The sequence below is a fragment of the Duganella sp. Root198D2 genome, from assembly GCF_001428585.1.
Taxonomy (GTDB): domain Bacteria; phylum Pseudomonadota; class Gammaproteobacteria; order Burkholderiales; family Burkholderiaceae_D; genus Rugamonas.
The window spans coordinates 110,818-126,854 of record NZ_LMIC01000050.1; the positions used below are offsets into that span (position 1 = coordinate 110,818).

General features: G+C 63.8%; 18 protein-coding genes. 12 read left to right on the plus strand and 6 right to left on the minus strand.

Going from position 1 to position 16,037, the window contains the following annotated elements:
* Nucleotides 1-3 precede the first annotated feature (3 nt).
* Nucleotides 4-285: a DUF6587 family protein gene (locus tag ASE26_RS27380; RefSeq protein WP_055934247.1), complete on the plus strand. Its 282-nt coding sequence runs from the start codon at nt 4-6 to the stop codon at nt 283-285.
* Here ASE26_RS27380 and ASE26_RS27385 read toward each other — a convergent pair.
* Nucleotides 264-536: a hypothetical protein gene (locus tag ASE26_RS27385; RefSeq protein WP_156410022.1), complete on the minus strand. Its 273-nt coding sequence runs from the start codon at nt 534-536 to the stop codon at nt 264-266. The genes ASE26_RS27380 and ASE26_RS27385 overlap by 22 nt on opposite strands.
* 150 nt (nt 537-686) lie before the next feature.
* On the opposite strand from ASE26_RS27385, the gene ASE26_RS27390 reads away from it, so the two are divergent.
* The 3 genes from ASE26_RS27390 to ASE26_RS27400 all read left to right on the plus strand — a co-directional run bounded on the left by ASE26_RS27390 (nt 687) and on the right by ASE26_RS27400 (nt 3,940).
* Entirely contained in the window at nt 687-1,025 is a 339-nt protein-coding gene (locus tag ASE26_RS27390; RefSeq protein ID WP_156398101.1) for a DUF2946 family protein, read from the plus strand.
* A 94-nt stretch (nt 1,026-1,119) separates the two neighbouring features.
* Complete coding sequence (locus ASE26_RS27395) at nt 1,120-3,408, plus strand: TonB-dependent receptor (RefSeq protein WP_057247310.1); 2,289 nt, start codon at nt 1,120-1,122, stop codon at nt 3,406-3,408.
* Nucleotides 3,398-3,940 carry an EAL domain-containing protein gene (locus ASE26_RS27400; protein WP_055934242.1) on the plus strand — a complete coding sequence of 181 codons (543 nt, stop codon included), beginning with the start codon at nt 3,398-3,400 and terminating at the stop codon, nt 3,938-3,940. Before ASE26_RS27395 ends, ASE26_RS27400 begins: the two co-directional genes overlap by 11 nt.
* Here ASE26_RS27400 and ASE26_RS27405 read toward each other — a convergent pair.
* The gene (locus tag ASE26_RS27405) at nt 3,933-4,304 is read right to left on the minus strand and encodes a group III truncated hemoglobin (RefSeq protein WP_055934240.1); all 372 of its coding nucleotides are present in this window, start codon (nt 4,302-4,304) and stop codon (nt 3,933-3,935) included. The two genes, ASE26_RS27400 and ASE26_RS27405, sit on opposite strands and share 8 nt — an antisense overlap.
* Before the next feature lie 28 nt (nt 4,305-4,332).
* On the opposite strand from ASE26_RS27405, the gene ASE26_RS27410 reads away from it, so the two are divergent.
* From ASE26_RS27410 to ASE26_RS27430, 5 genes are all read left to right on the plus strand, one after another.
* Nucleotides 4,333-5,004 (plus strand): glutathione S-transferase family protein, encoded by a 672-nt coding sequence (locus tag ASE26_RS27410; RefSeq protein WP_057247311.1) that lies wholly within the window; start codon nt 4,333-4,335, stop codon nt 5,002-5,004.
* Between the two features lie 147 nt (nt 5,005-5,151).
* Nucleotides 5,152-5,478, plus strand: a complete 327-nt coding sequence (locus ASE26_RS27415; protein ID WP_255357022.1) for a TIGR02452 family protein — start codon at nt 5,152-5,154, stop codon at nt 5,476-5,478.
* Nucleotides 5,475-6,017 carry an NADAR family protein gene (locus tag ASE26_RS27420; protein ID WP_057247312.1) on the plus strand — a complete coding sequence of 181 codons (543 nt, stop codon included), beginning with the start codon at nt 5,475-5,477 and terminating at the stop codon, nt 6,015-6,017. Before ASE26_RS27415 ends, ASE26_RS27420 begins: the two co-directional genes overlap by 4 nt.
* Nucleotides 6,018-6,064: 47 nt before the next feature.
* Nucleotides 6,065-6,844 (plus strand): 5'-3' exonuclease H3TH domain-containing protein, encoded by a 780-nt coding sequence (locus ASE26_RS27425; RefSeq protein ID WP_055934232.1) that lies wholly within the window; start codon nt 6,065-6,067, stop codon nt 6,842-6,844.
* A 7-nt stretch (nt 6,845-6,851) separates the two neighbouring features.
* The gene (locus ASE26_RS27430) at nt 6,852-7,283 is read left to right on the plus strand and encodes a response regulator (RefSeq protein WP_055934230.1); all 432 of its coding nucleotides are present in this window, start codon (nt 6,852-6,854) and stop codon (nt 7,281-7,283) included.
* Here the strand turns inward: ASE26_RS27430 and mnmA are convergent.
* Together mnmA and ASE26_RS27440 are read right to left on the minus strand one after the other, a co-directional pair.
* Nucleotides 7,269-8,378 (minus strand): tRNA 2-thiouridine(34) synthase MnmA, encoded by a 1,110-nt coding sequence (gene mnmA, locus ASE26_RS27435; protein ID WP_055934228.1) that lies wholly within the window; start codon nt 8,376-8,378, stop codon nt 7,269-7,271. The two genes, ASE26_RS27430 and mnmA, sit on opposite strands and share 15 nt — an antisense overlap.
* A gap of 31 nt (nt 8,379-8,409) precedes the next feature.
* Entirely contained in the window at nt 8,410-8,892 is a 483-nt protein-coding gene (locus ASE26_RS27440) for an NUDIX hydrolase (protein WP_055934226.1), read from the minus strand.
* Between the two features lie 164 nt (nt 8,893-9,056).
* Here ASE26_RS27440 and ASE26_RS27445 point away from each other — a divergent pair, with 164 nt between their 5' ends.
* Genes ASE26_RS27445 through ASE26_RS27455 form a run of 3 tightly spaced genes read left to right on the plus strand, consistent with a single transcriptional unit; the run spans nt 9,057 to nt 12,052 of the window.
* Nucleotides 9,057-10,169 (plus strand): Re/Si-specific NAD(P)(+) transhydrogenase subunit alpha, encoded by a 1,113-nt coding sequence (locus ASE26_RS27445; protein WP_055934224.1) that lies wholly within the window; start codon nt 9,057-9,059, stop codon nt 10,167-10,169.
* Nucleotides 10,170-10,178: 9 nt separating this feature from the next.
* On the plus strand, nt 10,179-10,523 hold the full coding sequence (locus ASE26_RS27450; RefSeq protein WP_055934222.1) for a proton-translocating transhydrogenase family protein: 345 nt from the start codon (nt 10,179-10,181) through the stop codon (nt 10,521-10,523).
* Nucleotides 10,520-12,052, plus strand: coding sequence for an NAD(P)(+) transhydrogenase (Re/Si-specific) subunit beta (locus ASE26_RS27455; RefSeq protein WP_055934220.1), 1,533 nt, complete (start codon nt 10,520-10,522; stop codon nt 12,050-12,052). Before ASE26_RS27450 ends, ASE26_RS27455 begins: the two co-directional genes overlap by 4 nt.
* 64 nt (nt 12,053-12,116) lie before the next feature.
* Here the strand turns inward: ASE26_RS27455 and ASE26_RS27460 are convergent, their stop codons facing one another.
* Nucleotides 12,117-12,992 carry a TIGR02285 family protein gene (locus ASE26_RS27460; protein ID WP_057247313.1) on the minus strand — a complete coding sequence of 292 codons (876 nt, stop codon included), beginning with the start codon at nt 12,990-12,992 and terminating at the stop codon, nt 12,117-12,119.
* 6 nt (nt 12,993-12,998) lie between these two features.
* Nucleotides 12,999-16,037, minus strand: coding sequence for a hypothetical protein (locus ASE26_RS27465; protein ID WP_057247314.1), 3,039 nt, complete (start codon nt 16,035-16,037; stop codon nt 12,999-13,001).

The window sequence follows — 16,037 nt, forward strand, 5'->3', positions numbered from 1 at the left end:
ACCATGTGGCAGGAGATCATCGTCGGCATCATCGTGGCCGCTGCCGCGCTGCACGCGGCGAGGAAATACCTGCCTGACGCATGGCGCCAGCAGATCGTCTACGCCCTGTCGCGCCGCGGCCTGCCGCAGGATAAGCTGGCGCGCTTCTTCAACACGGAATCGAGCTGCAGCAGCGGCTGCGGTTCCTGCGGCGGTTGCGGCGATTCGCCGCTGCCGCCGCCGCCGCCATCGGAAGGCGGCCCGGTGCGCCGCGTCATCAGGATCTACTCCTCGTCGAAAGTGTGAAGCGCCGCTGAGACCAGCAAGCCCGCGACTCCCAGCAAGCCGAAGGCATAAGTGAGCAGGGGTTTGGCTTGCCTTAATTCCAGCGCTACCGAGCCGGCGACCAGGCTGATACCGATCAAGGCGAGGACGCCATTGATGGCGGCGGCCCGCCTGAGCGCTGGCCTTGCGCCATGCGCCGCGTACCATCGAGCGATAAGCCAGTTGGGCAGGCATGAGAGGCCGATCAACAATCCTGCTAACTCGAAAGCCACTAGGTGATCCATAGCGCGTTGTCAGGGCTGAAAGATTTAAGATATCAGTGCCGGTCCGCTGCGGGCAAGCGAAAACTTGATCCAGGGCATATCGCCCCATGAAACGTGTACCTACAATGCGCTCTATTGATTAGCATTTTGGGAGCCACCATGGGCTGGAGCAGGAGACGGATTGCCGGGATAGTCAGGATCGCGCTGTTTGCGATGCTGCTGGCCGTCTCCGCGCCAACGCTGTCCACACTGCTCTCCGTAGCTTGCGGCGGTAGCAGAGTCACGCACTGCCACGCCCAGCCGAAAGCCCACCACGTCGCGCAGAAATGCGGCTACTGCATGGTGCAGGCCGACCTGCCCGCAGTGCCGCCGCCACCTGCCGGCGTGATGCTGGCGCTGATGGTGCCATCGCGCACCGAGCCTGCATTGCAGGCTCCCGCAGCGCTGCCGCAGCAAGGATCCCATGCGCCGCCGTCGCGCGCCCCGCCTTCCGCTTGACCTTTCGCAGCAGTACCTCCGGCTTTGCATTGCACGCGCCCTTTGGCGGCGCGGTCGCAAGGCCTCCGCTCGCAAGAACAAGAAAGGAAGCATCATGAACACCCGCCTCATCCCCCTGGCCGCCGCCTTGCTGGCTGGCCTCCCGGCCCCGGCATTTGCCGATCACGAAGGGGAATCGCCGCTCAAGATGGTGGGCACCGTGGTCATTGCCGGCAGCCACCCGACTTCGCTGCCGACCCAGATCCCGACCACCATCGAGGGCATCACCCGCGCCCAGATCGAAGAGCAGGTCAACGCCAGCGATGCGGAAGATGCGCTGAAGTACCTGCCAAGCCTTCTGGTACGCAAACGCTATATCGGCGACTACAACCACGCCGTGCTGTCTACCCGCGCCTCCGGCACCGGCAACAGTGCGCGTTCGGCGGTGTATGCTGATGGCGTGCTGCTGTCGAACTATCTTGGCAACGGCGCTACGTTTGCGCCGCGCTGGGGCATGGTGGCGCCGGAAGAGATTGAGCGTGTCGACGTGCTGTACGGCCCATTCTCGGCGGCTTACGGCGGCAACTCGGTTGGCGCGGTAGTTGATTATGTGACGCGCATGCCGAAGCAATTCGAAGCGCATGCCCGCGTGGCGTATGTGCGCCAGCCGTTTGAGCTGTACAACACGAATATGACTTCGACCGCGCGTCAGTCCAGCATGTCGCTCGGCGACCGCCACGGCGCCTGGTCATGGTTTGTCAGCGTGAACCGGACCGACAGCGACGGCCAGCCCCAGACTTACACCACGCGCTCAATATCGAGCGGCGCGGCGGGCGGCAACGGCGTTCCTGTCACAGGTGCCGTGGCCGACAAGGACCGTACCAACCGCGACATCTACATACTCGGCACCGCCACCCAATACAGTACGGTGCAGGACCACGCCAAGATCAAGGTGGCATATGACTTTTCGCCGACCGTGCGCGCCAGCTACTCGCTGGGCTGGTGGCAGAATGATTCGAGCGGCACGCCCAATACCTACCTGCGCGATATGGCAGGCAAGGCTGTGTTCAGCGGCCCGGTATCGATCAATGACCGCGGCTTCACACTGGCAGCTTCCGATTTCAACTCCAGCAAAGAAGAATTGCGCCACCTGATGCATGGCCTGACGGTGAAGAGCAATACCAAGGGCGTGTTCGACTGGGAAGCGGCGGCGAGCCTGTATGACTACAGCCGCGACATCCTGCGCGCGCCAACTACCGCGCGCCCGGCAGCGGCAGGCGGCGGCGCCGGCCGTATCGTGGACCAGGGCGGCACCGGCTGGAATACCCTGTCGCTGAAAGGCGTGTACCGTCCGGATGGCATGCGCGGCGCGCACATCTTCGACTTTGGCTACCAGCGTGCGGCCTATAAACTGTCCACCATCGAACGCGCCACCACCGACTGGCTGAATGGCGAGCCGGGTGCGCGCAACCAGTCGTTCTCGGGCCGCACCAGCATCGACAGCCTGTACCTGCAGGACACCTGGAAACTGGCGCGGGACTGGAAAACCGTGCTCGGGGCACGCTTTGAACACTGGGAAGGACGCGACGGCGAAACCGCCAATGCGACCAGGGTCGTGAGCCACGCCAAACGCAGCGGCAATTATGTTTCGCCCAAGGCGGCGCTGGCTTTCCAGGCCAACGAGGACTGGACGCTGAAGGCGTCTGCCGGTCGTGCGATCCGCATGCCAACCGTGTCCGAGTTGTACCAGGGCGGCATCAACAATACCGGTACCCTGATCAACAACGACCCGAACCTGAAGGCCGAGCGCTCCTGGACCACGGAACTGGGCGCCGAACGCCTGGTCGGCAATTCCGCCCTGCGTATCACCGCGTTCTTCGAGCGCAACCGCGACGCGCTGTACTCGCAAACCAATGTGCTTGTCACGCCGAACGTGACCAATGTGCAGAACGTGGACCTGATCCGCACCCATGGCCTGGAAACCGCCTGGTCGAACGAGAACGTATGGATCGAGGGCCTGGACATGCAGGCCAGCCTGACCTGGACCGACTCCAGGATCAAGCGCAACGAGAAATTCCCGGCCAGTGAAGGCAAGTGGCAGCCGCGCATTCCTGAATGGCGCGCCAGCGCGGTGGCGACTTACCGGGTGAGCGACAAGCTGTCCGCCACGCTGGCTGCGCGCTACAGCGGCAAGCAGTACTCAACGCTGGACAACACCGACATCAACGGTTTCGCCTACCAGGGCGCCAGCAAGTATTTCACGGTCGATGCACGCCTGCGCTACCGCATCGACAAGCACTGGAGTGCCGCCCTCGGCATCGACAATGCCAACAACTACAAATACTGGAACTTCCATCCGTATCCCCAGCGCTCGTATTCCGCCGAGGTGAAATTTGATTGGTAACGCGCTCGAACTGGGCCAGTTTGAACTCTGGTGCCAGCCGCATGTGACGGCGCGCGACGGCAGCGTGTCACGCATCCAGGCGTCGGTGCGCTGGCGTCATCCGCAGCGCGGCGTGCTGCCGTTTTCCGCTTTCGCAGGCGAACTGGCTGCGGCCGGCCTGCAGCAGGTATTCGTGCTGCACATGGTATGCGATGCATTGGCAGCGCTGCGCATGTGGGAAGCCGACAGCTTCTCGCTGGCGCTGGATTTGTGCCTGCCGCTGCAATTGATGCCGGCGCTGGCGGCGCAGATCGGGGGCTTGCTGGCGCAAGCCGGTGTGGCGCCCGAGCGCCTGGTAGTGCGGGGTTCCGAGGTAGCCGGATGCTGCAAAGTCTCCAACCTGCTCGACTGGCTGCAGGTGTGCGAAGCGGGTTGCGCGCGCGCCGCCGGCGACTTCATCGTCGCGCCGCAACCAATGCAGGCCCTGCCTGCCGCGCTGCGCCGCTGGCAAGCCAGCTATTCGGTGATGAGCGCCGCCGATGCCTTCAGCTGAAATGCACCTGGCCGAAAAAGCCGTATTGCAGGCTTTGCGCGATGCGGCTGGCCACGATGCGGAATTCTTCCGCTACGGGCGGCTCGAACAAGCGGTCCACCGTCGACTGGAACAGCGCCAGCCAGCGCTGGAAATGCTGCGGCTGCACGCCCGGCAGGGCCATATGCTTGCCGTAGACATTGCCCTGGAAGCTCTTGGTGCCCAGCATGGTGGTGCTCCAGAATTCGACCATGCGCGCCAGGTGCGGCTCCCAATCATCGATGGCAGCATCGAACACCGGACCCAGTTCCGGATCAGCGCGCACGCCGCCGTAGAACTCATGGACCAGGGTTGCGATGGATTCTTGGGTCAGTGGTAAAGTCATGGCTCCATTTTAATCCTGCGGAGCGCACATGATCATCGTCCACCACCTCAATAACTCTCGTTCGCAGCGCGTGCTGTGGTTGCTGGAAGAGCTGGGGCTGGCCTACGAAATCAAGCATTACCAGCGCGATCCGAAGACCATGCTGGCGCCGCCGGAGCTGAGCAAGGTGCATCCGCTCGGCAAGTCCCCTGTAATCGAGCATGAGGGCACTATCGTGGCCGAATCGGGCGCCATCCTCGAGTACCTGGTGGAAAAGCACGGCAATGACCGGCTGGTGCCGCCGGCCGGCACGCCTGACAAGCTGCGCTGGCGTTACTTCATGCATTACGCAGAAGGCTCGCTGATGCCGCCGTTGCTGATGAAGCTGGTATTCGACAAGGTTGAATCGTCGCCGGCGCCGCTCTTCGTCAAGCCGATCAAGCGCGCCATTGCGCAGAAAGTGATGTCGAGCTTCGTGCAGCCGAACATCGACCGTCACCTGGCTTACCTGGAGTCCGAACTCGCCAATCGCGACTGGTTCGCCGGCAACGAGTTCAGCGCCGCCGATATCCAGATGAGCTTCCCGCTGGAAGCGGCGGCCGCACGCGGCGGACTCGGGGCCAGCCATCCACGCCTGCAAGCCTTCCTGCAGCGCATCCACGCTCGGCCCGCCTACCAGCGCGCCCTGGAGCGCGGCGGCCCGTACGAACTGCTGAAATAAACTTAGTGTGAAATTTAACCTAACTTAGTTGCGAAATAACACTAAGTGATTTATGATGTTCCTGCTTGATACCAAACAACAATAACAAGAAAGGAACATCACAATGACCAATCGAGAAATCCGCTCGCGACTCGCGCTCCATGCATTGTGCAGAAGTCCGAAATGTATGAAGCGAACCGCGCGCACAAGTCGTGCATCTACCTGGACGACATGATTTATTCGCCCAAGGTGCCGGTGTTCCGCGATGACGATTACGGCCTGCTGGACGAACCGTTTGTGGCGTCGATGCTAACCGCGCCGGCGGTCAATCGCGGCGCAGTCGCACGCAATGAACCGCAGCGCCTTGGCGAACTAGAGGCGGCCATGCTGGCCCGCATTGACGCATTCGAGCACGTCACGTTTTCCGTTCTGGACCGAAAGGGCGCAGCAGCTGCCGCCTTTGAAGCGCAGTTCACTGGAGAAGAATTCAAATGAGAAATGTCGTCGAGCTGTGCGAGCACATTCAAAACCACGGGCAGCCCAAGATGCTCCTGTTCTGGGGACATCGGCCATCGAAGGACGGGGGCGTCACGAAGACGTGTTTCAGCCAATGGTTCGAGGCGGCGTTTGCTGTCGATGGCACCCGCTATCCGACGGCCGAGCACTTCATGATGGCGCAGAAGGCGCGCCTGTTCAACGATGCCGTTGCGCTTGGCCGCATCCTGCAATCGCCCAACCCCGCCGTGGCCAAAGCTGCCGGCCGCGAAGTGGAAGGCTTCGATGAGGAGGTTTGGGCGGAGAACCGCTGGGATATCGTGGTCAAGGCCAACCAAGCGAAGTTTTCCCAGAACCCTGCGCTGCGGAAATTCCTGCTCGCTACTGGAGAACAAGTGCTGGTGGAAGCGAGCCCGGTTGATTTCGTGTGGGGAACCGGCTTTGCCGCGGATTCACCGCATGCAGAGAACCCGTTCGAATGGACTGGCATGAACCTGCTCGGCTTTGCCTTGATGGAAGTGCGCGCGCGCCTGCGATAGGACAACACAAGGATAGGGACCCGCTAGCTGTGCGGTAAAATGGCGGCATGACGGGAAGATTGTTGGCCATTGATGGTTTGAATATTGTGCGGCGTGTGTATGAGGCCAGTCCGGAGCCGGACTCCGACCTCAAAGCCGAGATAGCCATGCGCCATGCGTTCAACGCTTTCCAGCGCCTGGTCAACGGCCACGAGCCGACCCATATCCTTCCTGCCTTCGATTACGGCGGCCCTACCTGGCGCCATACCCTGTTCAAGGGCTACCGCGAAGGGCGCCAGCCGATGCCGGAAGTGCTGCGCGAGGCGCTGCCCGATTTCTACATGCAGCTGACCAGGATCGGCATGTGCCCGATTGCCATTCCTGACGTGGAGGCCGACGACGTGATCGGCACCGTGGTCACGCGCTGGCTCAGCGAAAACCGCGGCGAGGCGGTGGTGGCTACCACCGACAAGGACCTGCACTGCCTGATCGCCGAAGGCGCGCGCATCTGGGACCATTTCAAGTCCGAATGGCACGACCGCGCCTGGGTTGAGCAGAAGTGGGGCGTCACACCCGGCATGCTGCCCGACCTGCTGGCGCTGATGGGCGACGAAACCGACTCGATCCCCGGCGTCTCCAACGTCGGCGTGAAGACCGCCGCCAAACTGTTGCGAACTTACGGCACTCTGGACGCAATCATGGCCGGCGCAGGCATCCTGAAGGACAAAGTCGGCGAAAGCCTACGAAAAGAGCGCGAGATGTTGTATCTTTCTCGTCAATTGGTCCAACTAAAAACGGACGTCCGGATCGGCGTGAGCTGGAACATGCTGGCCTGGGACCACCGTTAAACTCCTGATGTTAAAAGCGGTCCTAATCGACAGCAGCGCCATTGCACGAGGCCTGCTCAACACGGTGCTGATCGACGGCGGCTACGACGTGGTCGGCCAGGCGCATACCTGCGTGGCGGGCAATGTGCTGCTGATCAAACACCAGCCCCAGATCATCTGCGTCTCGCGCGACTGCATCGAGGCCGACGAACCGTCCATGCTGGCCATGCGCAAGGATTGGCCGAAAGCCATGATTTTCATGATTTCGTCGGAATTCGACCAGGCCACGATCCAGAAAGCCCATACCATGGGCATCAACGGCTATATCGTGAAGCCGTTCAATGGCGGTACAGTATTGAAGACCATTCGCAATACCATTCTTGCGATGGTGAAGCGGCAGCAGAAGGCGCAGGCCGACGCGCAAGGCGCCAGCCCGGCCGAGGGATCAGACGAAGTTTGAACCGTTGATGATGCCGCCGCCCAGGCAAACGTCGCCGTCGTACAGCACGGCCGACTGGCCCGGGGTGACCGCCCATTGGGCATCCATGAATTTCAGCGCGAATTCGCTGTCGCCATCGGCGGCGACGTCGCAAGGCACGTCGGCCTGGCGGTAGCGGGTCTTGGCGCTGATACGTCCCGCTTCCGGCGCCACGCCGGCAACCCAGCTGGCCTGGGCTGCATGCAGCGCTTCCGACAGCAGCCATGGATGGTCGTGGCCCTGCACCACCCACAGCGTATTGTTTTCAACGTCCTTGCGCGCCACGTACCAGGCGTCCGACGAACCGTCGGCATTCTGGTAAGTCTTCACGCCGCCGATGCCGATGCCCTTGCGCTGGCCCAGGGTATAGAAGGACAGGCCGACGTGCTCGCCCACCACCTTGCCGTCCGGGGTCTTGATCGGGCCGGCCTTGTAGGACAGGTAGCGGTTCAGGAATTCGCGGAACGGGCGCTCGCCGATGAAGCAGATACCGGTGGAGTCTTTCTTGGCCGCGTTCGGCAACTGCAGTTTCTCAGCGATCTTGCGCACTTCGGTTTTCGGGATTTCGCCCAGCGGGAACAGGGTCTTCGACAGCTGCGCCTGGTTCAGGCGGTGCAGGAAGTAGCTCTGGTCCTTGGTATGGTCGACTGCCTTCAGCAGCTCGTGGCGGCCGCTCACGGTGTTGTGGCGCACGCGCGCATAGTGGCCGGTGGCGATCAGGTCCGCGCCCAGCAGCATGGCGTGGTCGAGGAAGGCCTTGAATTTGATCTCCGCATTGCACAAAACGTCCGGGTTCGGCGTGCGGCCGGCCTGGTATTCGCGCAGGAATTCGGCGAACACGCGGTCCTTGTATTCGGCGGCGAAGTTGACGGCTTCAATGTCCACGCCCACCACGTCGGCCACGCTGGCCGCGTCGATCCAGTCCTGGCGCGAAGAACAGAATTCGGAATCGTCGTCGTCTTCCCAGTTCTTCATGAACAGGCCGACAACTTCATAGCCTTGCTCTTTCAGTAACCAAGCGGAAACGGAGGAATCAACGCCACCGGACATGCCGATGACCACTTTTTTCTTGCTCATGTTGTAAATCGTCCAAACTTAGAGGAAGTCCTCAGACTTCCTCGAATACCGATACGTGGGTGTGCAGGATTTCCAGCGGGGCACGCTTGCCCGCCAAATATTCGTCCACGCAGGTGAGCAGCAGCGGGCTGCGGTGGCGTTCGCGGCAGGCCGCGATTTCATCGCGCGTCATCCAGTGCGTACGCAGGATGCCATCATCCAGCGGCCGATCCGGATAGTATGCGCCAACTTCGCCGCAGAAAGCGAAGCGCAGGAATGTCACCAGCTGCCTGGTACGTGCCGAGCGGTAGCGCGACATATACATGCCCACCAGGGCGGTCGGGGTGAAATCGTAGGCGGTTTCTTCCAGGGTTTCGCGGACTACGGCCTGTTCCAGCGATTCCAGCGGATCGAGGTGGCCGGCCGGCTGGTTCAGGCGAATGCCGTCACTGGTTTCTTCCTCAATCAGAAGAAACTTCCCGTCGCGCTCTATGACGGCGGCGACTGTGACATTCGGTTTCCAGGTACGCGGCATGTTAGTCCATCCTCAGAAGACCCGACATTGTAGCCTGATCTTGCCTCTTCGTTGTTGCCCGGGTGTTAAATGCTTGTGCATTGCAACAATTCGGCACAGGTAATGTTGGCCGTAGAACATTTCATGTTAGATTTTAGTCAGTTTTTCCCACTATTGGAGGCATTATGAAGATTGGCGTACCGGCCGAGTCAAGGCCGGGGGAGACCAGGGTGGCGGCAACGCCCGAGACGGTCAAGAAACTAGCAGTCAAACACCAGGTGATCGTGCAGGCGGGAGCCGGCATTTCTGCCTCGGTGACGGATGAAGCATATGCAGCTGCCGGCGCCACCATCGGCACCGCCGCAGAGGCGCTGGGCGCGGAAATGGTACTGAAGGTACGCGCCCCGACCGCCGGGGAGCGCGGCCTGATGCAATCGGGCGCGGTGCTGGTCGGCATGCTGAATCCTTTTGACGGGGAAAACATTGCGGCCATGGCGGCTTCCGGCCTGTCCGCGTTTGCATTGGAAGCTGTGCCGCGTATCACGCGCGCGCAGTCGATGGACGTATTGTCCTCCCAGGCCAATATCGCGGGCTACAAGGCCGTGATGGTTGGCGCGAATACCTACCAGCGTTTCATGCCCATGCTGATGACCGCAGCGGGTACCGTGAAAGCTGCCCGTGTGCTGATCATGGGCGTCGGCGTGGCCGGGCTGCAAGCCATTGCGACCGCCAAGCGCCTGGGCGCGGTGATCGAAGCGTCCGACGTGCGTCCACCCGTGAAAGAGCAGGTGGAATCGCTCGGCGCAAAATTCATCGACGTGCCCTACCTGACCGACGAAGAGCGCGAAATCGCCAAAGGCGCCGGCGGCTATGCGCGCCCGATGCCGCCTGAATGGATGAAACGCCAGGCGGAGCTGGTGCATGAACGCGCCAGGCAGGCCGACATCATCATCACCACGGCACTGATACCGGGCCGCCCGGCGCCGGTGCTGATCTCCGAAGAAACCGTGAAGGCCATGAAGCCCGGCTCAGTCATCGTCGACCTGGCGGTGGAGCAGGGCGGCAATTGCCCCTTGTCCGAACTGGGCAAAACGGTCATCAAGCATGGCGTGCATATCGTCGGCGAGCCGAACCTGGCCTGCCACGTGGCGGCGGATGCCTCCGCCCTGTATGCGCGCAACGTGCTCGACTTCCTCAAGCTGGTGTTCGATAAAGAAGACAAGCTGGTCATCGACCGCGAGGATGAAATCATCAAAGCAACGCTGGTCTGCCACGGCGGCGAGCAGTTGCGGAAATAGGAGGCGGGAATGGAAGTCAGTCACACCATCATCAACCTGATCATCTTTGTGCTGGCCGTGTATGTGGGCTACCACGTGGTCTGGACCGTCACGCCGGCGCTGCATACGCCGCTGATGGCGGTAACCAATGCCGTATCGGCCATCATCATCGTGGGCGCCATGCTGGCGGCCGCGCTGACCGAAGGCCTGGTTGGACAAATCATGGGCACGGTCGCCGTAGCGCTGGCCGCGGTCAATGTCTTCGGTGGCTTCCTGGTCACCCAGCGCATGCTGGAGATGTTCAAGAAGAAGGAGAAAAAGGCGCCTGCGGCAGGTGCTGCGGCTTCGGCCGCCGAGAAGGAGGCCAAGGCATGAGCTTCATCACCATGAACCTTGTCACGATGATGTACCTGATCGCGTCTGTCTGCTTCATCCAGGCGCTGAAAGGGTTATCGTCGCCGGCAACGGCACGCAAGGGCAATGCCTTCGGCATGGCCGGCATGGCGATTGCGGCCGCGACCACCATCGCGCTGATCCTGCGCCTTAAAGCGGATATCGCCGCCGCATCGGAAGGTGCGGAAGCGGTGGCTGCGGCGGCACGCGCCCTCGGCATGGACGTGCAGGCGCGTTCCGGCTCCGGCGGCCTGGGCCTCGGCCTGGTTGCACTGGGCGTGGTGGTTGGCGGCGGCATTGGCGCCTTCCTCGCCAAGCGCGTCGAGATGACCAAGATGCCGGAGCTGGTAGCAGCCATGCACTCGCTGATCGGCATGGCGGCGGTCTGCATCGCCATTGCGGCGGTGGCCGAGCCGCACGCCTTCGGCATCGCAGCGCGCGGCCAGGCGCTGCCGGTCGGCAACCGCATCGAGCTGTTCATCGGCACCTTTGTCGGCGCCATCACTTTCAGCGGTTCGGTGATCGCCTTCGGCAAGCTGGCGGGCAAGTACAAGTTCCGCCTGTTCCAGGGCGCGCCGGTAGTGTTCAGCGGCCAGCACATGCTGAACCTGGTGCTGGCGCTGGTCATGGTCGGCCTGGGCCTGGTGTTCGTGTTCAGCGGCGGCAGCGAGCCGGCCTGGACCCCATTCCTCATCATGACGGCGATTGCCTTCGTGCTGGGCGTGCTGATCATCATCCCGATCGGCGGCGCCGACATGCCGGTGGTGGTGTCGATGCTGAACTCGTACTCCGGCTGGGCAGCGGCGGGCATTGGCTTCTCGCTCAATAACTCGATGCTGATCATCGCCGGTTCGCTGGTCGGTTCTTCGGGGGCGATCCTGTCCTACATCATGTGCAAGGCGATGAACCGCTCGTTCTTCAACGTGATCCTGGGCGGCTTCGGTGGCGACACTTCCGCGGCAACGGCAGGCGGCGCGCAGGCGCAGCGCAACGTGAAATCCGGCTCCTCCGACGACGCCGTGTTCCTGATGCAGAATGCCGAAACCGTGATCATCGTTCCCGGCTACGGCCTGGCGGTGGCGCGCGCCCAGCACGCGCTGAAAGAACTGGTCGAAAAGCTGGGCCACCACGGCGTGACGGTGAAATACGCGATCCACCCGGTCGCAGGCCGCATGCCGGGCCATATGAACGTGCTGCTGGCGGAAGCCGAAGTGCCATATGACCAGGTGTTCGAGATGGAAGACATCAACAGCGAATTCGCGCAGGCCGACGTGGTACTGGTGCTGGGTGCGAACGACGTGGTGAACCCGGCGGCGAAGGATCCGAAATCCCCGATCGCCGGCATGCCGATTCTCGAGGCCTACAAGGCCAAGACCATCATCGTCAACAAACGCTCGATGGCATCCGGCTATGCAGGCCTGGACAACGAGCTGTTCTACATGGACAAGACCATGATGGTGTTCGGCGACGCCAAGAAGGTCCTGGAAGACATGGTGAAAGCCGTCGAATAACCACAGCCCAGCCCGTGTCACACCTTGGGGTGTGACCCCAAGGTGTGACACGGGCTCTTCTGCTTTAGTGGGCGGGTTTGGCGCGCTGGCGCTGGAATTCGTTGATCTGTGCGGCGTAGCGTTGCTGCGAGGCTTGGGTGTGCCAGCTGTTCTGCGCTCTGATCATGGCGGCGGCGCCTTCGGGTGTGCCGACGATCTGGTCGATGCGTTTCACCGTTGCCATGCCCCAGGCGTTGCGCGGGCAGGCGATGCCGCCCAGCATGGGCTTGTTGTTTTGGGCGATCGGCACGGTTTTCAGCAGGCCGATCTCCGGTTCCGATTTGCTGGCGTATTGCAGTGCGTAGTCGTAGTCGAGGGTGTAGTCGGCGCGGCCATGCATCACCAGCTTCAGCACATTGCGCCCGTAATCGCCCACCGAGGTGGTCTCCAGCCTTGAATTGGCGGGGCGCTTCGCCAGCAATTCATCCACTGCCGCACCATAGCTGCGGCGTTCCACCACGATGCCGCGCAAGACGGGATCGGTCAGCAATTTCTGCAAATCGGTTTCGCCATGCGCGTTCAACGGCAGGCGCGGCAAGGTCCTTTCCTGCACCACGAGCTGCAGCGGCGGCACCAGGTTGGTGTTGACGAAGTAGGCCAGCTTGTCCCTTTCGGCATTGCGCAAGGCCGCCACTACGCAAGCTTGCTCGCCGCGCTCGATCATCAGCCAGGTGCGCTTCGGATTGGCGTAGATGAAGCGGTGGTCGGCGTCGGGCCAGCGGGCCGCGATATACAGCACTATCTGGTCGGCAATGCCGGTGGTGGGCTTGCCGTCCACCGGCATCGAGGCGGGCGGCACGTCGGGCATCAGCCAGGACATCCTGTCGCGCGCCTGGCCTGTTGCCGGCAGCAGCGAGGCAAGCAGGGCAAGGCGTGCGGCGATGGCGGCAGGATGCGTCATACTGGACTAGCCTTCCGCCGGGCCGGCGCGGCAGCGCTCAAAGGCGCGCAATCGGTCCCAGTCCCCCTCAATGCAGCGCTGCCAGCGCTGCACGGGATCGGGATGGCGCCATTTGATCTGGTCGATGGCCTGCCTCACTGCCCCCGTGTCTTCCTCGTGGGCTTGCGCCAGGCGCTCCAGCATGGACACGGCTTCCGGCCCGCCGCTGTGGGCCAGGGCGGAAATGAGCGGTGCGCGGACGTGGCGGTCTTGCTGCGCCAGTGCGCTTTGGGCAAGGTCACCGGCCTTGCGGCTGAAACGCATCAGGACACCGAGGCGGCGCGCGGCGCGGCGGCGGGCTGCTGCGTGGGACGCTTGTTCCGTGTCCTGCAGGGCCAATTGGCCCTGCAGTTGCGCCAGCAGAGCCTCCGCCAGGGCGGCGGACCTCGCCGCATCATGCGTTGCCATGGCCTGCGCATACGCCGCCAGCAAATCGGGATCGCTGGCTTTACCGCTGTACTGCTGCAGTACAGCGCCGGCTGCCGGGCCGGCGCCGGCCAGCGCTGCTGCGATATCGTCACGTTCGGCCTGGGTGGCAGCTTCTTCCAGGCGCGCGCACAGCCAGGCCGCGGCACGCTGGCTGCCGGTCCTGCCCAGTGCGGCGAGCAGGGTGCTGCGCCAGCGCTGGAGCGTGGGGTCGCTTAGCGCCTCGAGCAGGGCCTTGTCGCTTTTCGCCGGCAGTTGCCGAAAGCGCGACAGCAGCATGACGGCGGCCTGCTTTTCCTCCGGGTCCTTGCCTTGCAGCGCGCCCGCCAGGTATTCGGCCAATGCCGGCGGTGGCGCCTGATAGCCATGCACACGAGCGATATTGTCGGCCGCAACGCGGCGTACCAGGGGCATCGGATCGCCTAACTGCTTCGCCATATGGGGCAGCGCGGGCCGGGCGCGGGCGCCGACGTCGCCCAGATAGTCGCTGGCGCCCTGGCGCACAGCCGGATCCGCGTGGGCCAGCAGCGGCGCGACCGCCGCTACACCGGCGTCATCGAGCTGGCGCAGGCTGGTGCATGCTTCGGGCTGCATTGCGGGGGAATTCTGGAGGCAGTGCTTTTGCTTCGCCAGCTCCTGGGCCAGTACTGTCGGCGCCAGCAGCGGGCCATCGCCGTGGCGCTTGCCGGTGAGCACAAAGCGCAGCGTGGCGGGCGGTCCGCCGCCATATTCCCACAGCGCGGGCTGCTGTAATGCCTGGCGCAGCGCTGCTTGCGAATCGGCCGGAATATTGCCGGCATGGGCCAGCACTTCGGCGCCGTAATAGCGGCCGCCGGGGCTGGCGGTTTCCAGCACATGGCGCGCCAGCAGGCGCGTGTCCGCTTCCGATTGCAGCCCCCAGCGCCCCAGGAAGTAGCGGCCGCCCGGGTCGCCCAGCATATAGGCGAAGCGCTTGTCGTCCAGGAGTTGCAGTAGCTGTGGCAGGGCGGGACGCGCGGCTTCGCCCAAGCCCAGCAAGGCGGCCAAAGCCCTGTCGGGGGCTGTTGGCAGCAGCTGCAGCAATTCCGGCAGGGCGCGGCGCCGGGCCAGTTCCGGCACCGTATCGCCGATGTAGCTCAGCGCGGGATCGGCGTAACCGGGGGGCTGCATCGCCAGTGCCGCAAGCCTTTCCGTTGGCAGGGTGGCGATGAAGCCGGGCGCCCGGTGTAGCGCTTCCAGCGCGGATCCGTAGGCCCGCGTAAGGTCGCCGCGCTCGATGCCTGGCGCGCCTGCCGGGCGCCCTGCAGTGCGGCTGGCCCGATACAGTGCCACGACCTGCGGCTCTGCTTCCAGCGCCTGCATATGTGCCAGCACCGCCGCAGCCTTGGCGCGCACCGCCTCGTTTTCGTGCTGCAGCAGGGGCAGCACGCGCGGGCTGCCGCCACGGGCCAGCACGCCGAGGTCGATAAAGCGCTTGATGGCTGGCGGGGAGAAGGCACTGCGCCTGCCGATGATCTCGCTGGAGTCCCAGCTGCTGTCATGCAGGGCTGCCACCAGTGCGGGCATGCTGCGCTCCAGTTGCTGCGCCGCCGCCTGACGGGCAGCGGGCGTGCCGATGGCGTCCAGTGCCTTGATCCACTGCACCTGTTCGTCCAGGTTGGACGGCTGCAGCGCCAGCAACAGCGGCAGGGCGACATTGCCCATGCGGGCCGCGTAGCCAAACGCTTTGCTGCGCACCAGGAACGCCGCGGCTTCGGGGCTGCCGGTACCGGCCAGGGCGGCGGCAATCCAGCGGTAGCTGCCGTGCTCGAAAAATGGCACAGGCCCCGCCGCATACTGCGCCAACGGACCCGCTTCGTCTGCCAGGACGACCAGCCGCGGCACCAGCGAAGGCGGCAAGGCGCCGAGCGCTTCAACCTTTTCGGCGTCGACCCGGGGCACCCCGGAGTTGCCCTTGCCTGCGCCCTGATAGATATAGCGCTCGAACTGCTCGGCCATGCCAATGCCTACCTGTGGCAGTATTTCCCAGTGCCCGCCGTCCATCAGCTGCGGTGCCAGCGCCTGTGCGTAGTCACCCATCTCGCCTACGCATATGGCTGCCGTCCGGGCCTGGAGTTCAGCGCCGCCTGCCAGGGCCGCCTGCAGGGCCGGCAGCGCGCTGGCGGCGGCGTCGGCGGCATAGCCAGTTCGGCCGGGGCCGCACGGCGGCGACGCGCCGGCAGCCGGCGCGGGCAGCAGGCTGGCGAGGGCTGACGAAGGAAAGCCGAGGTGGGCCAGCGTGCGGCTGCCGCCGCCGTAGGCGTCCGAACCCTGTTCCCGGTACACCTGCCACCATCCAGTTGCACGCAAGTCCGGCGCCCCGCTGCCCAGCAGCGCAACCCAGGCATTCATGGCAGGCTTGCCGCGCGCGGCCAGGGCTGATACCGCGCATTCGCGGACATGCTGGTCGCCGGCGTCGGTCATGGCGTGCAGCAGGCTGGTAACGGAAGCGCTATCGGCGCCGATATCCGGGCACGGCGGCGGCCGTGGCGGCGGAGTCGCAGCCGCCTGCTGCAGGTGGGCCAGCAACAAGGCGGCGAGCAGGGGGCGCAGCGCGGGCAT

Bases quoted from the DNA above. Each gene is read 5' to 3' on its own strand.
- ASE26_RS27380 (WP_055934247.1), top strand. From the start codon at position 4: ATGTGGCAGGAGATCATCGTCGGCATCATCGTGGCCGCTGCCGCGCTG.
- ASE26_RS27390 (WP_156398101.1), top strand. From the start codon at position 687: ATGGGCTGGAGCAGGAGACGGATTGCCGGGATAGTCAGGATCGCGCTG.
- ASE26_RS27395 (WP_057247310.1), top strand. From the start codon at position 1,120: ATGAACACCCGCCTCATCCCCCTGGCCGCCGCCTTGCTGGCTGGCCTC.
- ASE26_RS27405 (WP_055934240.1), bottom strand. From the start codon at position 4,304: ATGACTTTACCACTGACCCAAGAATCCATCGCAACCCTGGTCCATGAG.
- ASE26_RS27410 (WP_057247311.1), top strand. From the start codon at position 4,333: ATGATCATCGTCCACCACCTCAATAACTCTCGTTCGCAGCGCGTGCTG.
- ASE26_RS27420 (WP_057247312.1), top strand. From the start codon at position 5,475: ATGAGAAATGTCGTCGAGCTGTGCGAGCACATTCAAAACCACGGGCAG.
- ASE26_RS27425 (WP_055934232.1), top strand. From the start codon at position 6,065: ATGACGGGAAGATTGTTGGCCATTGATGGTTTGAATATTGTGCGGCGT.
- ASE26_RS27430 (WP_055934230.1), top strand. From the start codon at position 6,852: ATGTTAAAAGCGGTCCTAATCGACAGCAGCGCCATTGCACGAGGCCTG.
- mnmA (WP_055934228.1), bottom strand. From the start codon at position 8,378: ATGAGCAAGAAAAAAGTGGTCATCGGCATGTCCGGTGGCGTTGATTCC.
- ASE26_RS27440 (WP_055934226.1), bottom strand. From the start codon at position 8,892: ATGCCGCGTACCTGGAAACCGAATGTCACAGTCGCCGCCGTCATAGAG.
- ASE26_RS27445 (WP_055934224.1), top strand. From the start codon at position 9,057: ATGAAGATTGGCGTACCGGCCGAGTCAAGGCCGGGGGAGACCAGGGTG.
- ASE26_RS27450 (WP_055934222.1), top strand. From the start codon at position 10,179: ATGGAAGTCAGTCACACCATCATCAACCTGATCATCTTTGTGCTGGCC.
- ASE26_RS27455 (WP_055934220.1), top strand. From the start codon at position 10,520: ATGAGCTTCATCACCATGAACCTTGTCACGATGATGTACCTGATCGCG.
- ASE26_RS27460 (WP_057247313.1), bottom strand. From the start codon at position 12,992: ATGACGCATCCTGCCGCCATCGCCGCACGCCTTGCCCTGCTTGCCTCG.
- ASE26_RS27465 (WP_057247314.1), bottom strand. From the start codon at position 16,037: ATGCCCGCGCTGCGCCCCCTGCTCGCCGCCTTGTTGCTGGCCCACCTG.